General features: G+C 48.4%; 15 protein-coding genes. 1 reads left to right on the top strand and 14 read right to left on the bottom strand.

Annotated features, from left to right (window positions below):
* The 12 genes from QOL81_RS10550 to QOL81_RS10495 form a co-directional block, all read right to left on the bottom strand.
* Positions 1-1,902: a class I SAM-dependent methyltransferase gene (locus QOL81_RS10550; RefSeq protein WP_169318191.1), complete on the bottom strand. Its 1,902-nt coding sequence runs from the start codon at positions 1,900-1,902 to the stop codon at positions 1-3.
* A gap of 2 nt (positions 1,903-1,904) precedes the next feature.
* Positions 1,905-3,260 carry an ABC transporter ATP-binding protein gene (locus QOL81_RS10545; RefSeq protein ID WP_070913989.1) on the bottom strand — a complete coding sequence of 452 codons (1,356 nt, stop codon included), beginning with the start codon at positions 3,258-3,260 and terminating at the stop codon, positions 1,905-1,907.
* A complete protein-coding gene (locus tag QOL81_RS10540) occupies positions 3,250-4,071 on the bottom strand; it encodes an ABC transporter permease (RefSeq protein ID WP_072265451.1) in 822 nt (273 codons plus the stop codon). Before QOL81_RS10540 ends, QOL81_RS10545 begins: the two co-directional genes overlap by 11 nt.
* A 54-nt stretch (positions 4,072-4,125) precedes the next feature.
* Complete coding sequence (gene rfbD / locus QOL81_RS10535) at positions 4,126-5,013, bottom strand: dTDP-4-dehydrorhamnose reductase (protein ID WP_230200975.1); 888 nt, start codon at positions 5,011-5,013, stop codon at positions 4,126-4,128.
* 61 nt (positions 5,014-5,074) lie between these two features.
* Positions 5,075-5,617, bottom strand: a complete 543-nt coding sequence (gene rfbC, locus QOL81_RS10530) for a dTDP-4-dehydrorhamnose 3,5-epimerase (protein ID WP_060421505.1) — start codon at positions 5,615-5,617, stop codon at positions 5,075-5,077.
* Positions 5,618-6,816: 1,199 nt separating this feature from the next.
* Positions 6,817-7,830: a UDP-glucose 4-epimerase GalE gene (gene galE / locus QOL81_RS10525; protein ID WP_060421503.1), complete on the bottom strand. Its 1,014-nt coding sequence runs from the start codon at positions 7,828-7,830 to the stop codon at positions 6,817-6,819.
* A gap of 109 nt (positions 7,831-7,939) precedes the next feature.
* A complete protein-coding gene (rfbC, locus tag QOL81_RS10520) occupies positions 7,940-8,473 on the bottom strand; it encodes a dTDP-4-dehydrorhamnose 3,5-epimerase (protein WP_060421499.1) in 534 nt (177 codons plus the stop codon).
* Position 8,474: 1 nt separating this feature from the next.
* Positions 8,475-9,344: a glucose-1-phosphate thymidylyltransferase RfbA gene (gene rfbA / locus QOL81_RS10515; protein WP_060421496.1), complete on the bottom strand. Its 870-nt coding sequence runs from the start codon at positions 9,342-9,344 to the stop codon at positions 8,475-8,477.
* A gap of 14 nt (positions 9,345-9,358) precedes the next feature.
* Complete coding sequence (rfbB, locus tag QOL81_RS10510; protein WP_060421493.1) at positions 9,359-10,423, bottom strand: dTDP-glucose 4,6-dehydratase; 1,065 nt, start codon at positions 10,421-10,423, stop codon at positions 9,359-9,361.
* Positions 10,424-10,637: 214 nt separating this feature from the next.
* The gene (locus tag QOL81_RS10505) at positions 10,638-12,017 is read right to left on the bottom strand and encodes a TolC family outer membrane protein (RefSeq protein WP_283439812.1); all 1,380 of its coding nucleotides are present in this window, start codon (positions 12,015-12,017) and stop codon (positions 10,638-10,640) included.
* A gap of 2 nt (positions 12,018-12,019) precedes the next feature.
* Positions 12,020-13,351: an HlyD family type I secretion periplasmic adaptor subunit gene (locus QOL81_RS10500; RefSeq protein WP_060421487.1), complete on the bottom strand. Its 1,332-nt coding sequence runs from the start codon at positions 13,349-13,351 to the stop codon at positions 12,020-12,022.
* A 53-nt stretch (positions 13,352-13,404) separates the two neighbouring features.
* A complete protein-coding gene (locus QOL81_RS10495; protein ID WP_283439811.1) occupies positions 13,405-15,171 on the bottom strand; it encodes a type I secretion system permease/ATPase in 1,767 nt (588 codons plus the stop codon).
* A 664-nt stretch (positions 15,172-15,835) separates the two neighbouring features.
* Here QOL81_RS10495 and QOL81_RS10490 point away from each other — a divergent pair.
* A complete protein-coding gene (locus QOL81_RS10490; protein WP_060421481.1) occupies positions 15,836-18,790 on the top strand; it encodes a beta strand repeat-containing protein in 2,955 nt (984 codons plus the stop codon).
* A gap of 164 nt (positions 18,791-18,954) precedes the next feature.
* On the opposite strand, the gene QOL81_RS10485 is transcribed toward QOL81_RS10490, so the two are convergent.
* Positions 18,955-20,304, bottom strand: coding sequence for a cellulase family glycosylhydrolase (locus tag QOL81_RS10485; protein WP_060421478.1), 1,350 nt, complete (start codon positions 20,302-20,304; stop codon positions 18,955-18,957).
* Between the two features lie 165 nt (positions 20,305-20,469).
* Entirely contained in the window at positions 20,470-21,438 is a 969-nt protein-coding gene (locus tag QOL81_RS10480) for a glycosyltransferase (RefSeq protein ID WP_169318190.1), read from the bottom strand.
* Positions 21,439-21,514 lie beyond the last annotated feature (76 nt).

The following is a 21,514-nucleotide window of genomic DNA, read 5'->3' as shown; positions in this document are numbered from 1 at the left end:
TCAATTCCTCTTGCCTCTGAATAGTCTTGAGATCCGCCAAAAGATGCCAGGCTTAATATTATTTAATTCTAGTTTTAACGTTTCTATCTCGTGCATACGTTCAAATGCCAATTTCTCGGCATAATCTTTGGCTTTCAACAAGTCGCCGTAGGCTCGGCGCTGTTCTTCCAATGCAGATTCGGTTTCAACGCGCTCAGCCTCCTGGCTTTCAGCTTGCTCCAATGCATGTAAGCCAGGCAACACATGCTCAGGATACCAGGTATCAAGCTTATGTTTATCCGATCCCGATGAGAAAACCTGCAACTCTGTTTCAAGAACCAGATATTGCTCAAAGAGTGAACTATCGGCAGAGAATGACAAAGCCTCGAAGAGTTGCTTAATAAACTCTCCACGAGTTAATGAACGTCCATTGCCCGGCGGCGAGAAAGAGGATATTTTTCCGAGCAATGATAACGCCGCTCTGAATGTCAGATTACCCAGCGTAATCCCTTTTTTCGCCAACCACTCTCGTTCAAAGTAGCGTGGCTGCCTCTCGGCATCTATCAATATATTTGAAGGAATCGCATCCAAATAAGTCGACGGTAGAACAGTGTGCTGGCTAAACTCTTCAAAATGTATTCCTTCGCCTTTTAAACACACTTCCAGACATTCGATGTAATAGCGAAAATAGCCGGCAACTTGCTCAATATCCCACCCAGGCGTCGTCACAATCTTGATGAACTCTATGGGTAGAGGAACGCCTTTAATATATTTTTCAAACCCATCTAATTTAAAATCAACAAAATCATTTTCAATCGCCACTCCGGGGCTCAGCAAATGGCGTTTAACCTTAATTTCCTCATTCTCATCTTTGCTGAATACTGTTTCTTTATAAAACGGCGAGTAGCGTTCGCTGCCATAATGAATAGCAAGCAAGTCCTTATCGATAAGTTCACTCGACTCATCACTTGCCACCAGCAAGAAAGAGTTGCTGAGTTCGCAAGCTAAATTGTTTTTGAAAACAATTGGCCAAGCCAGCTCGAGCACAAAGTTTAACTTCTCCGGCAATTGCATATCAGCACGTACAGATTGCGCAGCAAAAACGGATGCATCGAAATTGGGATCACTAGCACCGTTAGACGTCACAACGGAAACAGGCAGTTTATAATCAGGGAACGGCAGCAACGTTTCTATCGCCTGCAAACCAATGCTTACGAGCTTCTGCTTCAGGATGTGGTGCCCAAAAGTTTCTGCCTGTTCTTTCGTATAGCGCCCTTCGATACCATACATCGCCTGACCCAGGTGATCTTCTCGCGCGCCGGAGAAATATTTCAAGCCAAGCTGATTCTCAATTGCAATGATCAACTTTCCGCCTGGTTTAAGGCGCTTTTTAATTTTTTCAAGCATGCTCACTGCACTATCTTCACCTTGACTGAATAGGTTAGAATATTCGAGCACGCCAATCAAAGTGATCACATCAAAGAGCACATCACTCTCGAAATCATCAAATCTTTCGCTGACTACGGTAACATTGTCCAGGCCTTCAGTCCTGGTTCTGGCGATCGCGGCGCGTCGCAAGCTTCCCTCTAATGCGACTACCTCGCATCCCATTTCGCCTAAAAACCGCGTGATGGCTCCGCACCCTGCACCGACTTCCAAAATCTTAGTACCAGGCTGCAGGATAGATTTTAGTGGCCGTAACAAATTTGAACGCAAGCTAGAAAAATGGTAGGTCGTTACCCAATCTGTGCATTGAGCTTTGAGCTCAGCGGAAGATACACTTCGATCTTGAGTATTTTGAATAATGCTCAATAACAAATTTTCCTGCGTATCCCCATCACTATAGGGGATACCCGCATAATCTGGCTTTGCCCAAATGCCCGTGTTTTCACGAAAAGCATAAATATTTTTATCTAAAAGCATAGTTATCTACCGGAAGGTGGGTTAATGTCAAAATTCAACTCTAAATCTGCGATACCCGAAAAAGAATCAACGGTGGGCACCAAAAAGTGAATGACATCATATCTTCGATCATGCGGAATGACCTCGTTACTCATCATTGAAGCAATGCCGAGAGAAATAAAATAATCCCCTGCACCTAACTTATTTGAAAATTCGAATTCAACGACGGAAGAGCTCCCCGCAGCCCCATGTTTTAAGGTGTTCTCATTATTCAAAAGATGGGAGTTAGTATTATAAACAGTTTGACCTTCTTTCGTCTTAATGGCAAAACCAATAATAGGATTATGAACATCCCGTTCAAAACGCATCGAGCATCTAATCTTTACTTTTTCAGCGGAGTAAATTGTCGTTGGATTCAATCGTTCTCCAACACAAACCTGGTAATCAAGCCAAGTCGCTGCGCCGTCTCCCCAACGATACTCATTCTTATTATAATTGCTTTTATCGCTGAACTTGTCGCATTCTAAATTAAGCGTTTCACTCGTAACCGCGTGAGTTTCAACCGAGCTTCCAGCAGAGGAAGTTATTACTCCATTCTGAGCAGTTGGCTGACTCTTGCCAAAAAGAATATCCATGTATTTATTGACTGCAATCTTCGGCGTTCCCTGATACAGTTTTTCACCGGAGTTCAATAACACAGCGCGATCGCAGTGAGTGACGATTTGTTCACCAGAATGCGTCACCAAAAGAATGCTGGTTCCGTTATCTTTTAACTGGCGTAGACGATCAAAACATTTTGCCTGAAACTTGGCATCCCCCACAGCCAATGCCTCATCGACAATCAAGATATCTGGATCCACCTGAGCCTGAACAGCGAAGGCTAATCGCACTACCATTCCGCTGGAATAGGTTTTTACTGGCTGATGGATAAACTCACCGATATCCGCAAAGGCAGCGATTGCATCTAACTTACGCTCGGTTTCTTCTTTGCTAAGGCCCAAGATCGCCGCATTGAGGAAAATATTCTCTAGCCCGGTAAACTCCGGGTTAAAGCCAGAACCGAGTTCCAATAGAGCGGCAATACGCCCTTTCGTACTTATTGCACCGCTAGTCGGCGTCAAGGTACCGCAAATGATTTGTAGTAATGTCGACTTTCCGCTGCCATTTTTACCAATCAAACCAACGGTTTCCCCTTTGTTAACCTCAAAGGTGACACCTTTCAATGCCCAAAATTCTTTGTAGTAGCTACTCTGTTCACGCCCGAACATATGATTTATTCTTGGCAAAATGAACTGTTTCAGTCTGTCATGAGGGTTATTGTAGACATAAAAACATTTTTTTATGTCCTGAATGCTTATGGCAACGTTATCAGAGGACATCAGCAAATCCCTTTCTTGTTTTTTGGAAAACAACGAACCCAAACCATGCGAATACTGTACAACCAACAAGATAGCTAACGTACACGCTCAGTGAAGGAACTGTACCCCAATAAAAAATTTCTCTAAACTGAGAAATCGCTGGGGCCAGTGGGTTAATATTCAAGAGCGGTCTATATTTCTCTGGGATTGCAGTTATTGGATAGAATATAGGAGATAAAAACATCAAAGCAGTCACGAAAATAGAGATCATTTGCCCGACATCCCGCAAAAAAACACCTAACGCAGACAGTAACCAACCGACACCGAGCACAAAAATGAATAAGGGGAGAATAAATATTGGGAATAACAATACCGTGGCGTGTGGTAAACCAACCTCTATCAGATAAAAAATCAGCCATACGATAATGCTGATGCAAGCATGAAATAATGCGGAGGTTGCATTGACGATCGGTAATATCTCTAGCGGAAATATTACCTTCTTAACATAGTTGACATTAGATAATATTGTTCCTGGTGCTTTAATCGCACATTCACTGAAAAAGTTAAACACAATAAGTCCAGCGAACAAAACTAACGCAAACTCAGCTTTTGATGTACTTTCTACACTCCAGCGTGCATTAAATATAAAGCTAAAAACGAATGTATAGACGACGAGCATGAAGATAGGGTTGAAAAAAGACCATAAGATGCCAAACAGAGACCCCTTATAGCGCCCAGTAACTTCTCGTTTCGTCAAGTTAAAAATTAGTTTATGGTGCCGGAAGAAAGTCGCTGCAATCTCCCGCGGTGATGAGCTAAACGAATTTTGCATCAAAAAACCTATTTAATTTTTCTATCTGTAACGCTTCGCCACTCAGGCATTATCTCATCCCTTCGCAGCATAACTGACTATGTCATTTAATGCTGTCTGCCAATCGCTTGGTGCGATGCCAAAGACTTCGTGGATTTTTTTGCAGTTGAGCATGGAGTTGGCTGGCCTTTTGGCAGGTGTTGGATAATCACTGCTTGGGATCGGGTTGATTTTAGTCAGATGAGGAGTGAGGCCGCGCGCATGCGCCCGTTGCATGATTTGGTCAGCAAATCCCGCCCAATTGATATAAGGGGTTCCAGTAAAGTGGTAGACCCCCCAATCAGCGAAGCTTTTATCGCAAACTTTCCCGGCGATGAGCAATAAAGCTTCCGCAATATCGCCCGCATAGGTTGGCCCACCAAATTGATCGCCAACTACGTTGAGTTCCGTTCTATCCTGTGCAAGACGAATCATCGTCTTCACGAAATTGCCACCATGTGTACCAAATACCCAGGCAGTTCGCAAAATGATATGTTGCGGGCAGGCCGCTGCGGCCGCAATTTCGCCGGCAAGCTTACTGGCACCATAAACACCTGTAGGCCCCGTTTCATCCCGTTCGCAATAGGCAGCTTGCTGCTCCCCCTGGAAAACGTAATCCGTTGATATATGTAACAACTTTGAATTACATGCTTGAGAAGCACGGGCCAGATTCGCAACACCGTCACGATTTATCATGTAGGCCTGATCGCTATCCATCTCTGCACGATCAACGGCAGTATAGGCAGCGGCATTGATAATCACGTGGGGGGAAAATGAATTAACGACTTTTTCTACCTGCTCCATGCAAGTGATGTCAAGCGCTTGACGATCAAGTGCTAAAACCTCCCACGTTTTTGGCGCTCGCAGAACCAGTTCTTTACCCACCTGCCCCGCACTACCCACTATCAAAATTTTCATCATCATGACCTGATAAATTTGCTCACTGTGACATTGATATTGCCGCGAATCACGACGCAATAAAGTATTATTTGCTCTGCTGAAGATCCATTAGGAATTTTCCCACTTTATCTTTATCTGACAGCAGGGGCGCCTCAAGAGGCCATTCGATACCCACAGTCGGATCATTCCAAAGCAGACAACCTTCTGAAGAAGGATCGTAATAGTCCGTACATTTGTATTCAAAATCGGCGATATCTGACAGAACGACAAAACCGTGCGCCAAGCCAGGCGGTACCCAAAACTGAGTTTTGTTTTCTTCAGACAGGATGACACCTTCCCACTGACCAAATGTCGGCGAGTCGGGACGAATGTCGACAGCGACGTCAAAAACCTCGCCGCGCACGACACGGACCAGTTTTCCCTGTGGGTTCCGCGTCTGGAAATGTAGGCCTCGTAACACCCCTTTCGAAGAGCGTGAATGATTATCCTGAACAAAATCCAGGTCAATATCGAGCATCTCTTGGTAACGTTTTTTCTCGAATGTTTCTAAAAAGAATCCCCGTGCATCGCCGAATACTTTTGGGAGGATTGTTTTGACACCTGCAATTTTACTCGAAATAACATTCATTTTTACTAATCCAATAGCTCACTAGACATAAATCTATCATTAAAATATCTTAACATTAACCACAGCTTGAATGGACCACCGAAGTGCCCCGCTTGTCGATCAGGTTATTGCGATGCTAAACCTGTAACACGTTGACAACGCGTATGCTGCCGTCAGAGACAGCGGACTGCTTGTTAGAGCCCTGAAAGGGTCACAAACCACATTGATGAAGAGAATAAATATTAAGTAATATCAAGTAGTTACAAAGACCACTTTCATTATGAAATGCTACCGCCCTTGGCTTACAGCAACCAATAGCTGACCGTACCGTCTCGCGATTTATCTTTGCAGCTTAAACAAGGCTAGCTTAACAGATGCTAAACCACACTTTTTGACCCGACATAAAGCGCGATAACCAAAGCACATTCTGCAAAAAAACTCGGCCCATATGATATCACCATCTATCCGAAAAGACCCTCAGATTATCTGCCTTCTCGCCATTACCTTAAAGTGATTGTTTAAGAAATATTCATATAATCTAGGAATTTGCTGATTGTTCGACCGTTGAAAATCTCGTGAACGTTTCAGCACGTCGAACTCAGAAAGTGGCTTACATCTTGCAGAAATACTGAATGGGTTAACCAGGTATGCCAACAGGGGGTTCGTCGAGCATGACAACGGTCTTTGCTCAACACATCGGACATCACTGTGGCATCTCACTTAGATCTTTACTTCACAAGCCCCGACACTCACGCCCTAAAACTTAGTGGCTGCCAACGTTTCATCTTATTCGAACCGGAAGGCAAGCCGCTGACCTGCCCGGCGTTCTGATATCGCTTATTTTATCGCTCTGTAAAACTTACCCAGGGTGTCTTTTTAGATAACAACGGGTTATCGAGTAGTCATTCACTCCCGCGTCGGATTGCATAATCAACCTACCGAATGCCCGAGCCTAAAATTAGGCTCATAAAGCAAAGAGCTCATGGGAATAAATAGTAAATAGAAATTGGCTTAAAAAATAACGCCAGCCTCACTTTATAACTTGCTGGTTATATAGAGAGAAATCCAATTTTAGTGCCCCACCTTAACATGAGGGCATATTTAGGTTAGGCCAAATTTGACATGAGGGCAAAAAAATCTTTATGCCCTCATTGCTTCTCGTCCCGTCCCTAATTCCCCCCCCATAACTAGTTGTCACTATCAAGATATCTCAGTAAAGATTAGCGATAGCCATGCGGATTTTTACTTTGCCAGTTCCAGGTATCGCGCATCATGTCATCGAGACCCCGGGTCACTTTCCATCCCAGCTCTCGATAAGCCAGCTCTGCATCCGCCCAGAACGCGGGTAGATCACCGTCGCGGCGCGGCAAGATTTGATAGGGAATTGTTACGCCTGATGCTTTCTCAAATGCATGAACCATTGCTAACACTGAGTGCCCTATGCCAGCGCCCAGGTTATAGGCCTTAAATCCGTTGAGCTTCGGCAGATGATCCATTGCCTTCAGATGACCTTCAGCCAGATCCATTACATGGATGTAATCACGCTCTCCCGTCCCATCTTTAGTCGGATAATCCCCACCGAAAATGCCCAGTTTTTCCAGTTTGCCGATCGCCACCTGCGAGATGTACGGCAACAAATTATTGGGAATACCATTAGGATCTTCGCCAATCAGGCCGGATTCGTGAGCCCCTACCGGATTGAAGTAACGCAAAGCAATGATCGAGAATTGCGGTTCTGCTTTGGCAAAATCCTGCAGGATCAGTTCCACCATCAACTTGGATGTGCCATAAGGGCTGGTTGTCCCGCCGATCGGTGTCGTCTCGACATAGGGCACCGGCGAATTGGCCCCATATACGGTAGCAGAGGAGCTGAAAATGAAATCATGTACGCCGGCCTGACGCATAGCATCCAACAGTACCAACGTGCCGGTGACATTGTTCTGATAATACTCCAGCGGTTTGCGCGTCGACTCCCCGACGGCCTTAAGGCCAGCGAAGTGGATGACAGCAGTGATCTCATGCGCGCCAAAGATGCGATGCAGGCATTCGGCATCCTGCACGTCTCCCTGATAGAACAGCGCGGCCTTTCCCGCCAGTTTCTCCACGCGGTGCAAAGACTCTGCAGATGAGTTCGACAGATTGTCCAACACCACCACGTCTTCGCCACGTTCCAGCAGAGATAAAACGGTGTGAGAACCAATGTAACCGGCGCCACCGGTAACTAAAATTGTCATACTTTCTCTCTATTATGTATGCCAGTTCCGTAGAATAACTTACGGTGGTTATTAAAAATATGATCAACCCTGTAAGACCCACTTCTCAACGTCAATCTTCTCGATTAATTTACTTCAACGCTTTGAAAAAATTGCCCTGTTTATCTTTTTCAGATAACAGTGGATTGTCGAGAGGCCACTCAATACCGACATCAGGATCGTTCCACAGCAGGCATCCTTCATGCGCGGCATTGTAATAATCCGTACATTTATATTCAAAATCAGCGATATCCGAGAGCACGACGAAGCCATGTGCCAAACCTGGCGGGATCCAGAATTGAGTCTTGTTCTCTTCGGAAAGCACGACGCCCTCCCAGGCACCGTAGCTAGGCGAGTCTTTACGAATATCAACGACGACATCAAACACTTCACCGCGAACGACGCGCACCAGCTTTCCCTGAGGGTTTACCGTTTGAAAATGCAAGCCACGCAGCACTCCTCTTGAAGAGCGCGAATGGTTGTCCTGGACAAACTCGAACTCTATATCCAGCGCCTCTTGGTAACGTTTCTTTTCGAACGTTTCCAAAAAGAAACCGCGTGCATCGCCAAACACTTTAGGCTGGACGATTTTGACGCCATGAATTCGGGTATCGCTCACTTGCATTTTACTTCTCCACCAACAGTTGCGCTAAGTATTGACCGTATTGGGTCTTACTCAATAATTTTGCCTCTTGCGCCACCTGTTCTGTACTGAGCCACCCCTTTCTGTAGGCGATCTCTTCCAGACAGGCGACTTTAAAGCCTTGACGATGCTCGATAGTATGGATGAACTGGGCGGCTTCAATCAGGCTATCGTGCGTGCCGGTATCCAGCCAAGCAAAACCGCGCCCCAGGATTTCAACGTTCAATGCCCCGCGTTCCAGATACATTTGATTCAGCGTGGTGATTTCCAATTCGCCGCGGGCCGAAGGTTTTACCTGCTTAGCCAATTCAACAACATGGCGGTCGTAGAAATAGAGCCCGGTAACGGCCCAGTTCGATTTTGGCACCGGTGGTTTTTCTTCCAGCGATAACGCCCTAAAGTTCTGATCAAACTCCACCACCCCGAAACGCTCAGGATCCATCACTTGGTAGCCGAATACCGTCGCGCCTTCCTCCTGTGCAGCAACGCTTTCCAACTTTTTGCCGAAACTCTGACCAAAGTAAATATTATCGCCCAGGACCAACGCACAGCGCTCGCCGTTAATGAACTCTTCGCCAATCAAAAAGGCCTGCGCCAATCCATCCGGACTCGGCTGTACCGCATAGCTGAGTTTGATACCAAAACGCTGCCCATCGCCCAACAGGCGCCGGAACGAAGGCAGATCCTCCGGGGTGGAGATGATCAGAATATCGCGAATCCCGGCGAGCATCAGCACCGAGATCGGATAATAAATCATTGGTTTATCATAAATAGGTAATAGCTGTTTCGACACGCCGCGGGTGATGGGGTAAAGGCGAGTGCCTGAACCGCCTGCAAGAATAATACCTTTCATAGCCGTTCCTTAAATTATTGAGTCAGCCCAAGGCGTTCACCGGCGTATGAGCCGTCTTTGACACGGCTCCACCAGATTTCATTCGCCAGATACCATTCAACCGTTTTGCGAATCCCGCTATCGAAGGTCTCTTGGGGTTTCCAACCCAACTCGCGGTCTATTTTCGTCGCATCAATGGCATAGCGCATGTCATGGCCGGGTCGGTCGGTCACGAAGGTTATCAACTCTGAGTAGTTATTCAGTCCTGCCGGCTTGATCGGCGCCAGCTCATCCAACAACCGACAAATCGTCTGCACAACCTCGATATTCTTGCGCTCATTATGGCCACCGATATTATAGGTTTCGCCTACTTCGCCCTCCGTCACAACCTTGTATAGGGCGCGAGCATGATCCTCGACATGCAGCCAATCGCGAATTTGTGCGCCGTCGCCATATACCGGCAATGGCTTACCTTCTAACGCATTCAGGATCGTCAAAGGGATGAGTTTTTCGGGAAAATGGTACGGTCCATAATTGTTGGAACAATTGGTGACGAGGGTCGGTAAACCATAGGTTCGTAACCAGGCACGCACCAGGTGATCGCTGGCGGCTTTCGATGCAGAGTAAGGGCTGCTTGGCCCGTAAGGCGTAGTTTCAGTGAACAAATCCTCGGTGCCGTACAGATCGCCATACACTTCGTCAGTAGAGATATGATGGAACCGAAATGCCTTTTTCGCTGTTTCCGGTAAGGTATGCCAGTATTGCCGGGCAGCTTCAAGCAATGTGTAGGTGCCTACGATGTTGGTCTCGATGAAAGCCGTCGGGCCATCGATAGAGCGATCCACATGGCTCTCTGCGGCCAAATGCATCACCGCATCCGGTTTAAAATCAGCAAACACGCGGTCCAATTCGCTGCGGTTACAAATATCCACCGGTTCAAAGCTGAAACGGTCAGAGCCCGCTACCGGTTTTAGGGACTCAAGATTACCTGCATAAGTCAGGCTATCCAGCACCAGTACCTGATCCATCGTTTTATTGATAATATGTCGGGTAACTGCGGAACCAATAAAGCCGGCGCCACCGGTAACAATAATTTTCATAAACCCCTCAAAAATTGATTCAATCGCCTACGCTCCCTTGCCGCACACCGAAGACGCGTATATGAGAATGCGCCGAATTCATTTCAGATAGCTCAGAGAGTGGGAATGGATGGAAGTAACATAACGCATAGCCGCTTGAAAAAGCAGTCTTCTGGCGCGCTTTCAGAAAAGCCCTACTCTCCTGCCCGGCGGGTTAGGCCGCCGGGAGGTCTCACTAACGAGCATACTCAAAGTATTGCGCGACACGATTAATATCGCTCTTATCCAAGGTACCGGAATCGCTCAACAATGTGATCCAAGATTTAATATAGATGTATTTTGCCGATGCCAGATCGCGGCGAGCCGAGTACAGTTGCTGCTCCGCATTCAGCACATCGACGTTGACCCGCTGCCCCAAAACGACGCTTTTTTTAGTCGCTTCAACCTGTTTCGTCGCGGATTGCACCGCCAGCTCATAGGCGGCCAACTTTGCGCGGCTGCTCAGACAAAGATTGAATTGCTTACGCAGATCGTTCAGCTTGTCCCCGACCTGGGCATCCATTTCATACATCGCCTGGCCGTAACGCGCTGCAGCCTGGCGAGTAGAAGCTGCTACGCCCCCGCCGGAATAAAGCGACATGCTGACCTGTACCCCTATACTGTCAGTACGGTATTTTTGGTTAACGGTGTTATCGCTGCTGGAGTCATTTTCAGAATGAGAAGCGTAAAGCTGCACCTGAGGCATAAAACCGGCCCGATTTCTCTCGACCTCATATTTTGCCGCATCTACGCTGTGGCGGGATGCAGCTAACTCCGGGTTATTCTCCAGGGCAATCTTTTGCCACTCTTCAAACTTCGAAGGGATCAATGGGGCAACCTGGAATTTGCCCGGCTTAAGCAACTGAAGCGAACCGTACTGCTCAAGCGGAGCCCCGATGATGACTTCCAAATCGCGTTTGGCAGAGTCCAGGGCATCCTGAGCCTCTATTTCTTGTGCCTCTGCCAGGCTATACCTCGCCTGTGTTTCGGAGACATCGGTAATCGTCCCCTCACCCGCCCGCAACAGCTCGCTGTTTTGGCTTAACTGCGTGGCATAAGCGGCCTTCTGCGCTTGCGCGAGAGAGATCTGATCTTTTGCGTAAGCGACTTCTACATAGGCGGTCACGACCCGCACCGCCAAATCCATAAACTTGGCACGGTAACGCTCGTCTGACATCAGCGTTTGCGCCACCCCCGCCTTGTAACGAGCATAGGCCTCGTAGTCAAATAGCGGCTGCGTCACAGAGACCGAACTTGAGTAGCTGCGGTATTTCTGGCTGTTCGTCGCCTCGATAGTCTCGCCGGTAAATATGTTGCTCTGCGGATACTTTACCGTTTGCCAGTTTTTCGGTGAATTTTGATAGTTTAATGCCACCTTCGGCAATAAACCTGCCATACCGATATTTTTGCTCTCGTCTCCCGCCTCTTTCTCTTTAAATGCCGCCCTAAAGGTCGGATCCTTGTCAAGTGCCAGCGAATATGCGTCTAAAATCCCTATGGAATAAACTGGCGCAGATATCGCAAACAATAGGGTACTGATAGTAAGGCCAGCAACCTGTCGTTTAAATCGAATCAAAATTATTCCTCTGTTAATGAAGTATGGGCGCGATCCAAAATAGGTTTAAACAGATAACTTAACAGCGAGCGAGACCCCGTTTTCACGAAAACCTCAACGGGCATGCCGGCTTTGATATCATCGCCATTTAACATTTTCATGCCTTCAGGGGTAACGGTCACTTGCATCTGGTAGTAGGGTTCGCCATTCGTTTTATCCACTAGGCGGTCTGCCGATATTAACGTCACCGTTCCCGGGATCTTCGGTGTCCTATTCTGATTGAAGGCGGTAAACATTAAATCAACCGGTAAGCCGTCATACACCTTGTCGACCAAATCGACCTTGAGACGTGAATCCACCACCAGAGTCGCCTGGCTCGGCACGATATCCATCAAATGATCGCCGGCCCCCACCACGCCCCCCAGAGTGAAAACATTCAGCCCAACCACGGTGCCGTCAACCGGAGAAACGATCGCCGTGTTACCCAGATCGAAATTGGCCATTTCCAACTTGTTCCTGAACTCGTTGGCGTCCATTTGCGTCTGCGCCAGCTGCGTGCGAACCTCACGCTGATAATCGGCAAACCGCTGATCGATACGCTGCCGCGATTCAAGCAATTGCTTTTGCAATTGGCCGATGCGCCCTTGCGTTTCATCGATGCTACCATTCACTTCAGCAAACTGCCTTTGCACCTCCAAATAACGATTGCGCGGAATATACCCGTCTGCGGCCAACTGTTTCATTCCGTTCATCTGCTCGCGCAGGGTGGACAATTGAATACTTTTGTTCGCCTGGGAGTCCTGCAGCCCTTTCAATTGAAAGCGCACGCCGTCCATCGATTGCTTATACCCATCGATTTCACTGTTTAAACCGAGGCGGCGGGATGAAAACAGCTGTGTTTGCAACGCGATGATTTCCGCTACTCGCGGCTGTTCTTTCGCCTTCAGCAGTTCCGGGGAAAAGGTGATCTGGCTTGCGCCATCGCGTTCAGCCAGAAGCCGACCTTCGGTGGCCAATGTGGTGTAATACTGGACGCGAAAAGAATCGACCTGCGCCTGGGCCTGAACCTGACTGAGTTGCACCAGCATTTCACCGGCTTTAACCCGATCCCCTTCCTTCACCAGTATGCTTTTGATGATCCCACCAGCCGGAGCCTGAACCGTTTTACGGTTGCCGGAAACGATCACTGAACCGGGCGATGCCACCCCTTTATCCAGCGGTGCGAATGCAGCCCAGATAAAGAAACCAAACAGCCCTATGCCAACCACCAACCATCCCAAACGCGTAAATCGCCGCTCATCTTGCGGGATCTCTTCAACATACGGGTCCTGAGACTCGCCAACATGCGTAGACATACCTACTCCTTTCAGTGCGGGCGACGCATTTGCGCCACCGGCCAAGTTCAGAACTAATTGGTTTGAGTTTTAGGGAAAGGGCCTTCATCCGCCGGCGCATTCACCGCACGAGCCGCTTGCTGGCTAGCCTGCGTCTTTTGTGCGTTAGTCAATGCCTGCAATACCTGTTGAGTCGGCCCGAAAGCATTGACTACGCCGTTTGTCAGCAGCAACAGCTTACTGGTCATCGACAGCAGGTTTGTACGATGCGTAATCAAGATGACGGTTTTATTACGTTGCTTGAGGAACAGAATCGCCTGGTTCAGCGCCCTTTCGCCGGCATCATCCAAATTCGAGTTCGGTTCATCCAGGACGATCAGCGACGGATCGCCATACAGGGCGCGCGCCAGGCCTATCCGTTGTTTTTGCCCACCGGACAATCCGGCCCCGCCGTTGCCGATAAGCGAGTCATAGCCGTTCGGGAAACGCAAGATCAGCTCATGCACCCCCGCCAATTTGGCGGCTTCAATGACTTTTTCGGAGTCGACATCGTTAAACCGCGAGATGTTCTCGGCGATCGTGCCGGCGAACAGTTCGATATCCTGCGGTAGATACCCGATATATGGCCCAAGATCATCCTTGTTCCACTGATAAATGTCCGCGTTATCCAGGCGCACGATGCCTTCGCTCACCGGCCAGATCCCGACTAACAGGCGTGCCAACGTCGACTTGCCTGAGGCGCTGGGACCAATGATGCCGAGCACGTCGCCAGGCTGAATCGCAAAACTGACATTGTGCAGCACCGAGTCTCCCTTCGAGCCAGGAGGTGTAGCGGTAACGCCTTCTACGGACACGATCCCTTCAGGCCGCGGCAGCGACATCCCGGTCCCCCGCTGCGGATGCATCTCCAGCAGCTTGACCAGGCGTTGATAAGACAGTTTGGCCGAGCTCCAACTTTTCCAGATATTGATCACCTGTTCAATCGGCGCCAGCGTTCTGCCCATCAAGATAGAACCGGCGATCATCATACCCGGCGTGATGTGCCCATCAATGGCCAGCCATCCCCCCAATCCGAGAACCAGCGACTGCAAGGAAAGACGGACAAATTTGGTGATGGACGTGACGGTAGTCGCACGTTCGCTGGCTACGCGTTGGCTGTTAAGGAAGCGTTGGTGCAGCCCAAACCAGCGGCGTTTCAAATTAGGCAACATGCCCAGCGCTTCGATCACCTCCGCATTGCGCAGATTGGTACTCGCCAGATTGCCCGACATGATGGACAGCTTGCTGGCCTCGCCCAATGGTTTTTTGGAGACGATTTCATTGACGACGGCCAGCGCGATCAACAGCAACGAACCAATGAGCGCAAAGAGGCCCAACCAAGGGTTAAAGAGGAAGATGACCAACAAATAGATGGGGAACCACGGAGCGTCGAAAAAGGCGAACAGCGCGCTACCGGTAAGAAATTGCCTTACGGTGGTCAAATCGCCCAGCATCTGACCGGCGTCTGATGAACCATTTTGCAAGTTAGCCTCATAGGCAGCAGTATAAACGCGCGTATTGAGACGCATATCTAATTGGCTGCCGATGCGGATAACCACCATGCTGCGAACATACTCCAATAACGCCATCACGCCAAACAGGCCCAGCATAATCAGCGTTAACATCAGCAAGGTTATTTCGTTACGAGAGGGAAGAACCCGATCGTAAACCTGTAACATATAGACAGAAGGAACAAGCATTAATAGATTTATAAATGCGGTGAATATACCAACGGTCCAAAAGACTTTGCTGCGCGTCCGTATAACATCCGCAATTTCATTGCGCGGTATGAATTGATTCACTTTCTATCCCTTAACCTCACCTGCACCAACTACCCACCCGCATTGATTTGCATAAGAAATATCTTATATCCAAACCACCCCAAAAATGCCCGAGAATGCAGATACTTTTTTTACTAACTATAGTTAGACAAGTTGAAATCCCGCAAGGCGAAACGGAAAAAAAACCGGCGCCGGGGAAAAGAATTAACAGCATATAAAATCAATGGGATAAGCTATGCCAATCCCACGATTCTTGCGGTTTTGGCCTAAAATAAACACCGTGATTGATGCCCAATGGAAATCATTAGGCAGCTAACAAACAAAATGCAATAATTTCAAATGAAACAATCCAGATGGAAACAGATAAACTTTTTATTAATTAAAAGAAAAAAAACTATATTTTTTATATAGTAATAATAATCCTATAACCATTACAAATAGTTACCACCCCTCAACCCAAAAAGTTGACCACAGCCTTGACAAAATAGGCTTCCGCACCTTTCCTTAGGTAGAGAGTAAAGGATCGCGTTATTGCACGCGTCATTGCCTCTCGATTTTATTTTCTGTTTTCTTGCAAAGAATAACTTTCAGCTTGACGCTAAACATTCCTTATAAAGGAAATAGTTAGCCCAATGCTGGCCGGACATTTGTTCCTTAAATTGATTTATCCAAGGGGTAATTTATTATGGCTTCTCTAGCGTCACAGCAAGCGGCAGCGGCACTCTACTACGCTGTCTTGGGTAAGAATGCGTCTCAATCCACCTATGATTACTTCGGCCAGTATTTGCAGACCGGGCAGGCCACCGCTGCGCAGCTGGTCAACGTATTCCTGACCGGTAGCGATGGACAGGCACGCTTTGCTACCAAAACGCAAGCGGAGATCCTGACGCAGATTTACACCAACATTTTTGGTACAGCGCCGACCAGCGCACAGCTGACAGATCTGTTGAATGTGGGGTCAACCACAACGGCTGTGTCCCAACTGGTGACTAATCTACTTAATTACCAAGGGTTTGATGCAACGACTCTTGCTCAGCAAGCCACTTTCGAGAACACGATTAACACCGTGCTTTACCCAGTCGCCCAATCCTCCGCAGCGGCTGGCGCCTCTGCGGTTGAAGCCATTTACTATGTTATTGGTGTCGATGCAGCCCAGTCAGGTATTAACTACTGGGGCACTCAAATGGCCAACGGGGCAAACCTTGCCAACGTAGCCCAGGTATTTGTTAACGATCGCGCTTATCTGACCTCATTGAACAATACAGACTTTGTCGCACGTCTGTTTGAAAGCGCCTTCCTGCGTGCGCCAACTTCCAGTGAATCTTCAACCTATGTGGCGCTGTTGGATGGTGGTGCAACCCGAGGCACCGTCATCGTTGATATTATCAACCTGATTAAGGGCACCGTCGCCAGTGGCGATCTGGCCGCGCAACAGCAATTCAACCTCGCGACCCAGGTATACAGTCCAGGCCAATTGCCGGGTTTGAGCTTCCAGGAACAAGTGGCGTCGATTTACCTTGCCGTGCCGAATCGCGGCATCGACTCGCAGGCGCTGGACACCTTCAGTAAACAGCTGGCCTCAGGCACGACGTTCAGTAAATTGTTGACCACCCTGCTAGCTACTAATGAGTTCCAGGCCAAAGGCGCGGCGCTAAGCGGTTCTGCCTTCGTGACCAAGGTATTCACGGATGTGTGGGGGTCAGCACCGACACCAACTCAGCTGGCGACCTACACCGCATTGGGCAACAATACCGCCATTGCGCAAGCGATCATCAATGATCTGCGTAGTTCTACCGCTACGGATAACGCGACCGTCAGCGCACAACACGCATTTGAAGACGCTATCGGCACCAGCCTGCTGTATAAAACTAACGCCACGTTGTCCAGCACCGCCGCCGGCGGTAACGCCACTGGCACCATCAACACCGGCAGCAGCCATGTGCTGAGCAATGCCGAAACCGCTGTTTTGCTCAACGTTATCCTGAATGCTAGCACCGCCAGCACGGTTAACCTGCAGTTCGCCGATCATCTGTCCAACCTGACGATCAACGGCACGGCGGCGTCTACCGTTAATCTTTCCGCCAACGGCGTCAACCCAGGCGTTGCGGTATCTGTCAATAACGGTAATGTAATCCTGAACGCCAGCTCCGGTAACGACGTGGTTAACGTCACATCAACAGCCAACATCGCAACCGGAACGGCCAATTTCAACCTGGGTGCCGGCAACGATGCGCTGAAATGGGCAGGTAATGCCGCAGCCAACAGTCCGAATACCGTATCCGCCGCGATCAAAGCGGATGGCGGTGCCGGCACGGACAGCATTTCCGCTAACTTCTTTACTAAGTCGGTAGTGACCAACCAAAACGCCTTGGGTATTCGCACCAGTACGATCAGCAGCAACGCCAACAACTTCAGCAACTTTGAAAAAATCGATCTGACCGGCTATATCGGCCAGTCCACCGGTACGCTGATCACCACGCCACTGATCGGCAGCCCGACCACTACACCGGTTACCACGCCGTCCCACGTTTTTGACTTCGGTCTGCTAAACGGCACTGCAACAGTAGAAGGTACAGCCGGGGGCACCGTCACCCAGGCAACCACGCCGACCAATATGGGTTCGCAGGGATTTGTCCTGAATGGCCTGACGAACGCCAGCGTCATCAACGCCGCAGGCGGTGCCGCAGCCGCATTGGAAGTGAATGGTGATGCGACTGCGTCGACAACGCTGAACTTCAGCTTCGTTAACGCCGCAACGCAGTTTGGTATCAACTTTGACGCCGTCAGCTCATCTAACGTCAATGCTGGTGCCATCGGCCTGACCGGCAGCGCGCTGACGGCACTCAATATCGCTTCCGGCGGTACCGGTAGCTTTGCGAACGTGCTGTCATTGGCCGGTAGCAACAGTGTGTTAACCAACATCAACGTGACCGGCGACCACCAGTTAGACTTAACCGTAGGTTCAGGCTTCACCTTTATCCATGACATCAACGCCTCCGGCAACAGTGGCGGTTTGAATCTGACGACCAGCAACGGCGGTACGGGTGACGGCCTCATCGTTCAATTGCTGAATATCCTGCCGTTGAGCGCCTTGACGACATCGCTGTTGACACCGGTGCTCAACACGTTGGGATTGAACGGTTATCAGATGACCGTTGAAGGATCCAGCGCCGGCGATACGCTGAACGTTGCCGCAAACACCACGTTGACCGGCGGCGCCGGCGCCAACACTTACATGCTGCAATCCAGTACCTCGCAAGCAGGTAACACCATTACCGACTTCAATACCGCCAAAGACAAGATCATCGACCATCTGTCAGGCCTGACCCTGTCGAACACAGGGACAGCGGTTGCGGACTACGGTACCCGTTCGGCGGATATCCTCGACGGCGTATTGGGTAGCTTGCTGGGCTCGTTGACCGGCGGGGTCGTCGGCTTGCTGGGCGGTATTCTCGGCTTGAGTACAGGCTCATTGACTGCGAAAGTAGGTGTTGCTTCCGTTGCCTTTGATAACGGCACCAACAGCAACTACGTTATTATCGATAACAACAATAACCACTCTCTGGATGCTGGCGACACCGTGATTTATCTGACGGGTCAAAGTCATGCAAGTCTGGTTAGCGATCTGCACTATGCCTAATGGCGCGCACCAGTAACAAAAAAGGCCCGGATTTCACTCCGGGCCTTTTCTTGCTTCATATGCTGTCTATCTTCACAGTCCTGCAAGCTGACGACGATCGCTCAGGCACAAAAAAAGCCCTTTTTACAGGGCTTTTCATCTATTACGACGAGACAAAGAATAACTTATTGCGGCGCCGCAATAGGCTTATCGGATTGCACCAATACAGGCACATTGCCGTAATTTTTCGTCAAGGCAGACTTTTCTTCATACAATGACTGCCCTTGGAAATGCGGATCAATCATGCGTATCGCCCCTTCGCTTTTATCGCCTTCCATCTTCACAAAACTCTTTACTGACTTGAGCAGATCCTGCTGAGGAGCCTGAGCCTGAACGGGTGTTTGCTGCCAGGCGAGCAGAGCATATTTCCCGCCATGGCTCAATGATATGCTGACATTGCCATCCGTGTTCGTCTGGTAGCGTTCAACCTTGTAGTCGCGAGCAACTTCGGCGATTTTTTGGAATTGCAACGCCATGGACTTCGGTTGATTGCTCTGCGTGACAAAACCAAAGCGGTGCTCGCGATTTTTGACGTCGGGGCCATCGTCCACCAGGTCATACCACCACAATCCTTTGATATAAGGTCGCGCTTTTGCCAGGAATGTATATTTGACAACAAACTGCGCGGTGGCGTCATCGGAGACATACCCCGGTGCTGTCGAACTGGATTGCCCCATCTCGGTAATATAAACAGGGACTTCTTTACCGGCATAACGCTTGGCAAGCTCTTCGAATTTATCGATAGTCGCTAAATTATCTTCGGGCAACTTAAGTGAATATGGATGAATTGAAACGCCATCAATATAGTTCAGAATCCCTAGCTTCATCAGCTCTTCAAACCAAGCGACGTCCCTGGGCTTATTCGTGTTAAAGGAACCTGCCAGTATCACCGCGTTCGGATCAACTTTACGCACAGCGGCCGATGTCGCTTTCACCACGTCGAAATAGACCTGGGCGGGAGGCACATTACGGGGTTTAGACGTCAGCCCTGTTCCATACAACCACTCATTCCAGATATCGAAATACTTGACCTTTCCTTTGTAGCGCGCAGCGACCCAAGCCGCGTAGTTTGCGAATGCTGCGATCTGCTCTGGCGTTCTTGGGAAATCAATCGCATTATTGCTGTAGAGCTTGTTACCATAACCGAGCACCATTAAGGCACTGAGCCCATATTGAGAGAAACCTGTCTGAAAAGCCAGATCCTCTTTCTGGTTACCCGCATCATTAATCGAGAACACCCCTTTCTGGGATTCAATGGAGTTCCATGCCAGATCCGAGCGGAATGAATTAAACCCAAACTGCTTAATCATGGCTAGATAGGTATCACTCGAATCTGGGTAGTGATTAAAATGGCTGTGAATGCCTATGGCATCCAACGCCATTACCTGACTGGAACTCATCAACATCAATGCAGCCATGGTCATTCGCCTGCGAGCAAAAAAGAGGCGGTTCTTGCTGGGGTTGGTCGCCATCATATAAACCCTCAAAGGAATAAACTTGGAATATGATCCATAAGCCCACAACGATAACTAACAGATTCACCGGTTATGTGTGTCATAGAATAAAGAAGCATACCCCATAAAATAACATCTCAACTGCCTGAAATCTGTAAATCCACCGAGACTAAACTGTTACTTTAATCACATTCTGAAACCGTCGCGAATAGCGCGTACAACCAGACCGACTCGTTTTAACTTGCCATGGCATACGGCCTTCACGGCCAAGTCTGATAAGTATATTATGATATTCATCAAGTAGATTAATTTATTAGTAACTAAGTAATTCCTTTCAAAATAAACGCGATTCCGGAAGCTATAGCGCACTCGAAAATCATCTTTCGTCTCAAGCACCGGAGAGTTAAAACGTTTCTTTCGCGCGCCGGAATCCCATGACTGATCCAGATCGACAATTTTCGCGTCAGGGATGATGATAATTTCCCCCCCGGCCTTAGTAATTCTATAGGAGAACTCTGTATCATCGCAGTACAAATACATCTCTTTTTTAGGGAGACCATGTTTTTTCAGCAGGCTCTTATGAAAAAACATGCCACCATAAGGTGCTATCGGCGAAACAATTTTCTCCGCAATGTTTTTTTTCTTATTTGATACGCCGATGATTTTTTTTACATAATTAGCAACATGAAAACCCATGAAACTATTTTTTGCACCGAGTAATACGTCATCATTTCTCGTCTCAATAAACTTCATATAATGCAGCCTATCTTCACGTAAAGCGAGTAACGCCGTATTATCTTCAACGTGTTTATTAACATGATCTTGCCAGTAGCAAGCCAATTTATTGATATCTTCGGATGCAATCTTGTTATCGTCATCTAAAGCCAGAATAAAGTTCACGCCGTTAATGCTCGCAGCACATTCCATTGCGGCATAGAACCCCCCGGCGGAACCCGTATTGCTATCCATAGTCAGTATTATAACGGTTTGTGGATATGCTTCAGCAATAGCAGATAAACTACGCTTATTCTCCTCACCAGAACCGTTATCTACAATAACGATTTTTTTGACCATTTCACCCGCACAAGAATCGACGACCTGCTTGACAAAATGGGCTCGTTCACCATAAGTAACAATAATGACACATAGATCCATATAACACCTTAGAATAAATGACAGATAGATTGCGACTCATACCATCCGCAATTATTCCTGCCTGCCACAGCAAAAA

This window comes from Serratia sp. CC22-02, from assembly GCF_900182895.1.
Taxonomy (GTDB): Bacteria; Pseudomonadota; Gammaproteobacteria; order Enterobacterales; family Enterobacteriaceae; genus Serratia; species Serratia nevei.
Note: the sequence above shows the minus strand (reverse complement) of the source record. Positions and strands in the feature narration are given on the sequence as shown.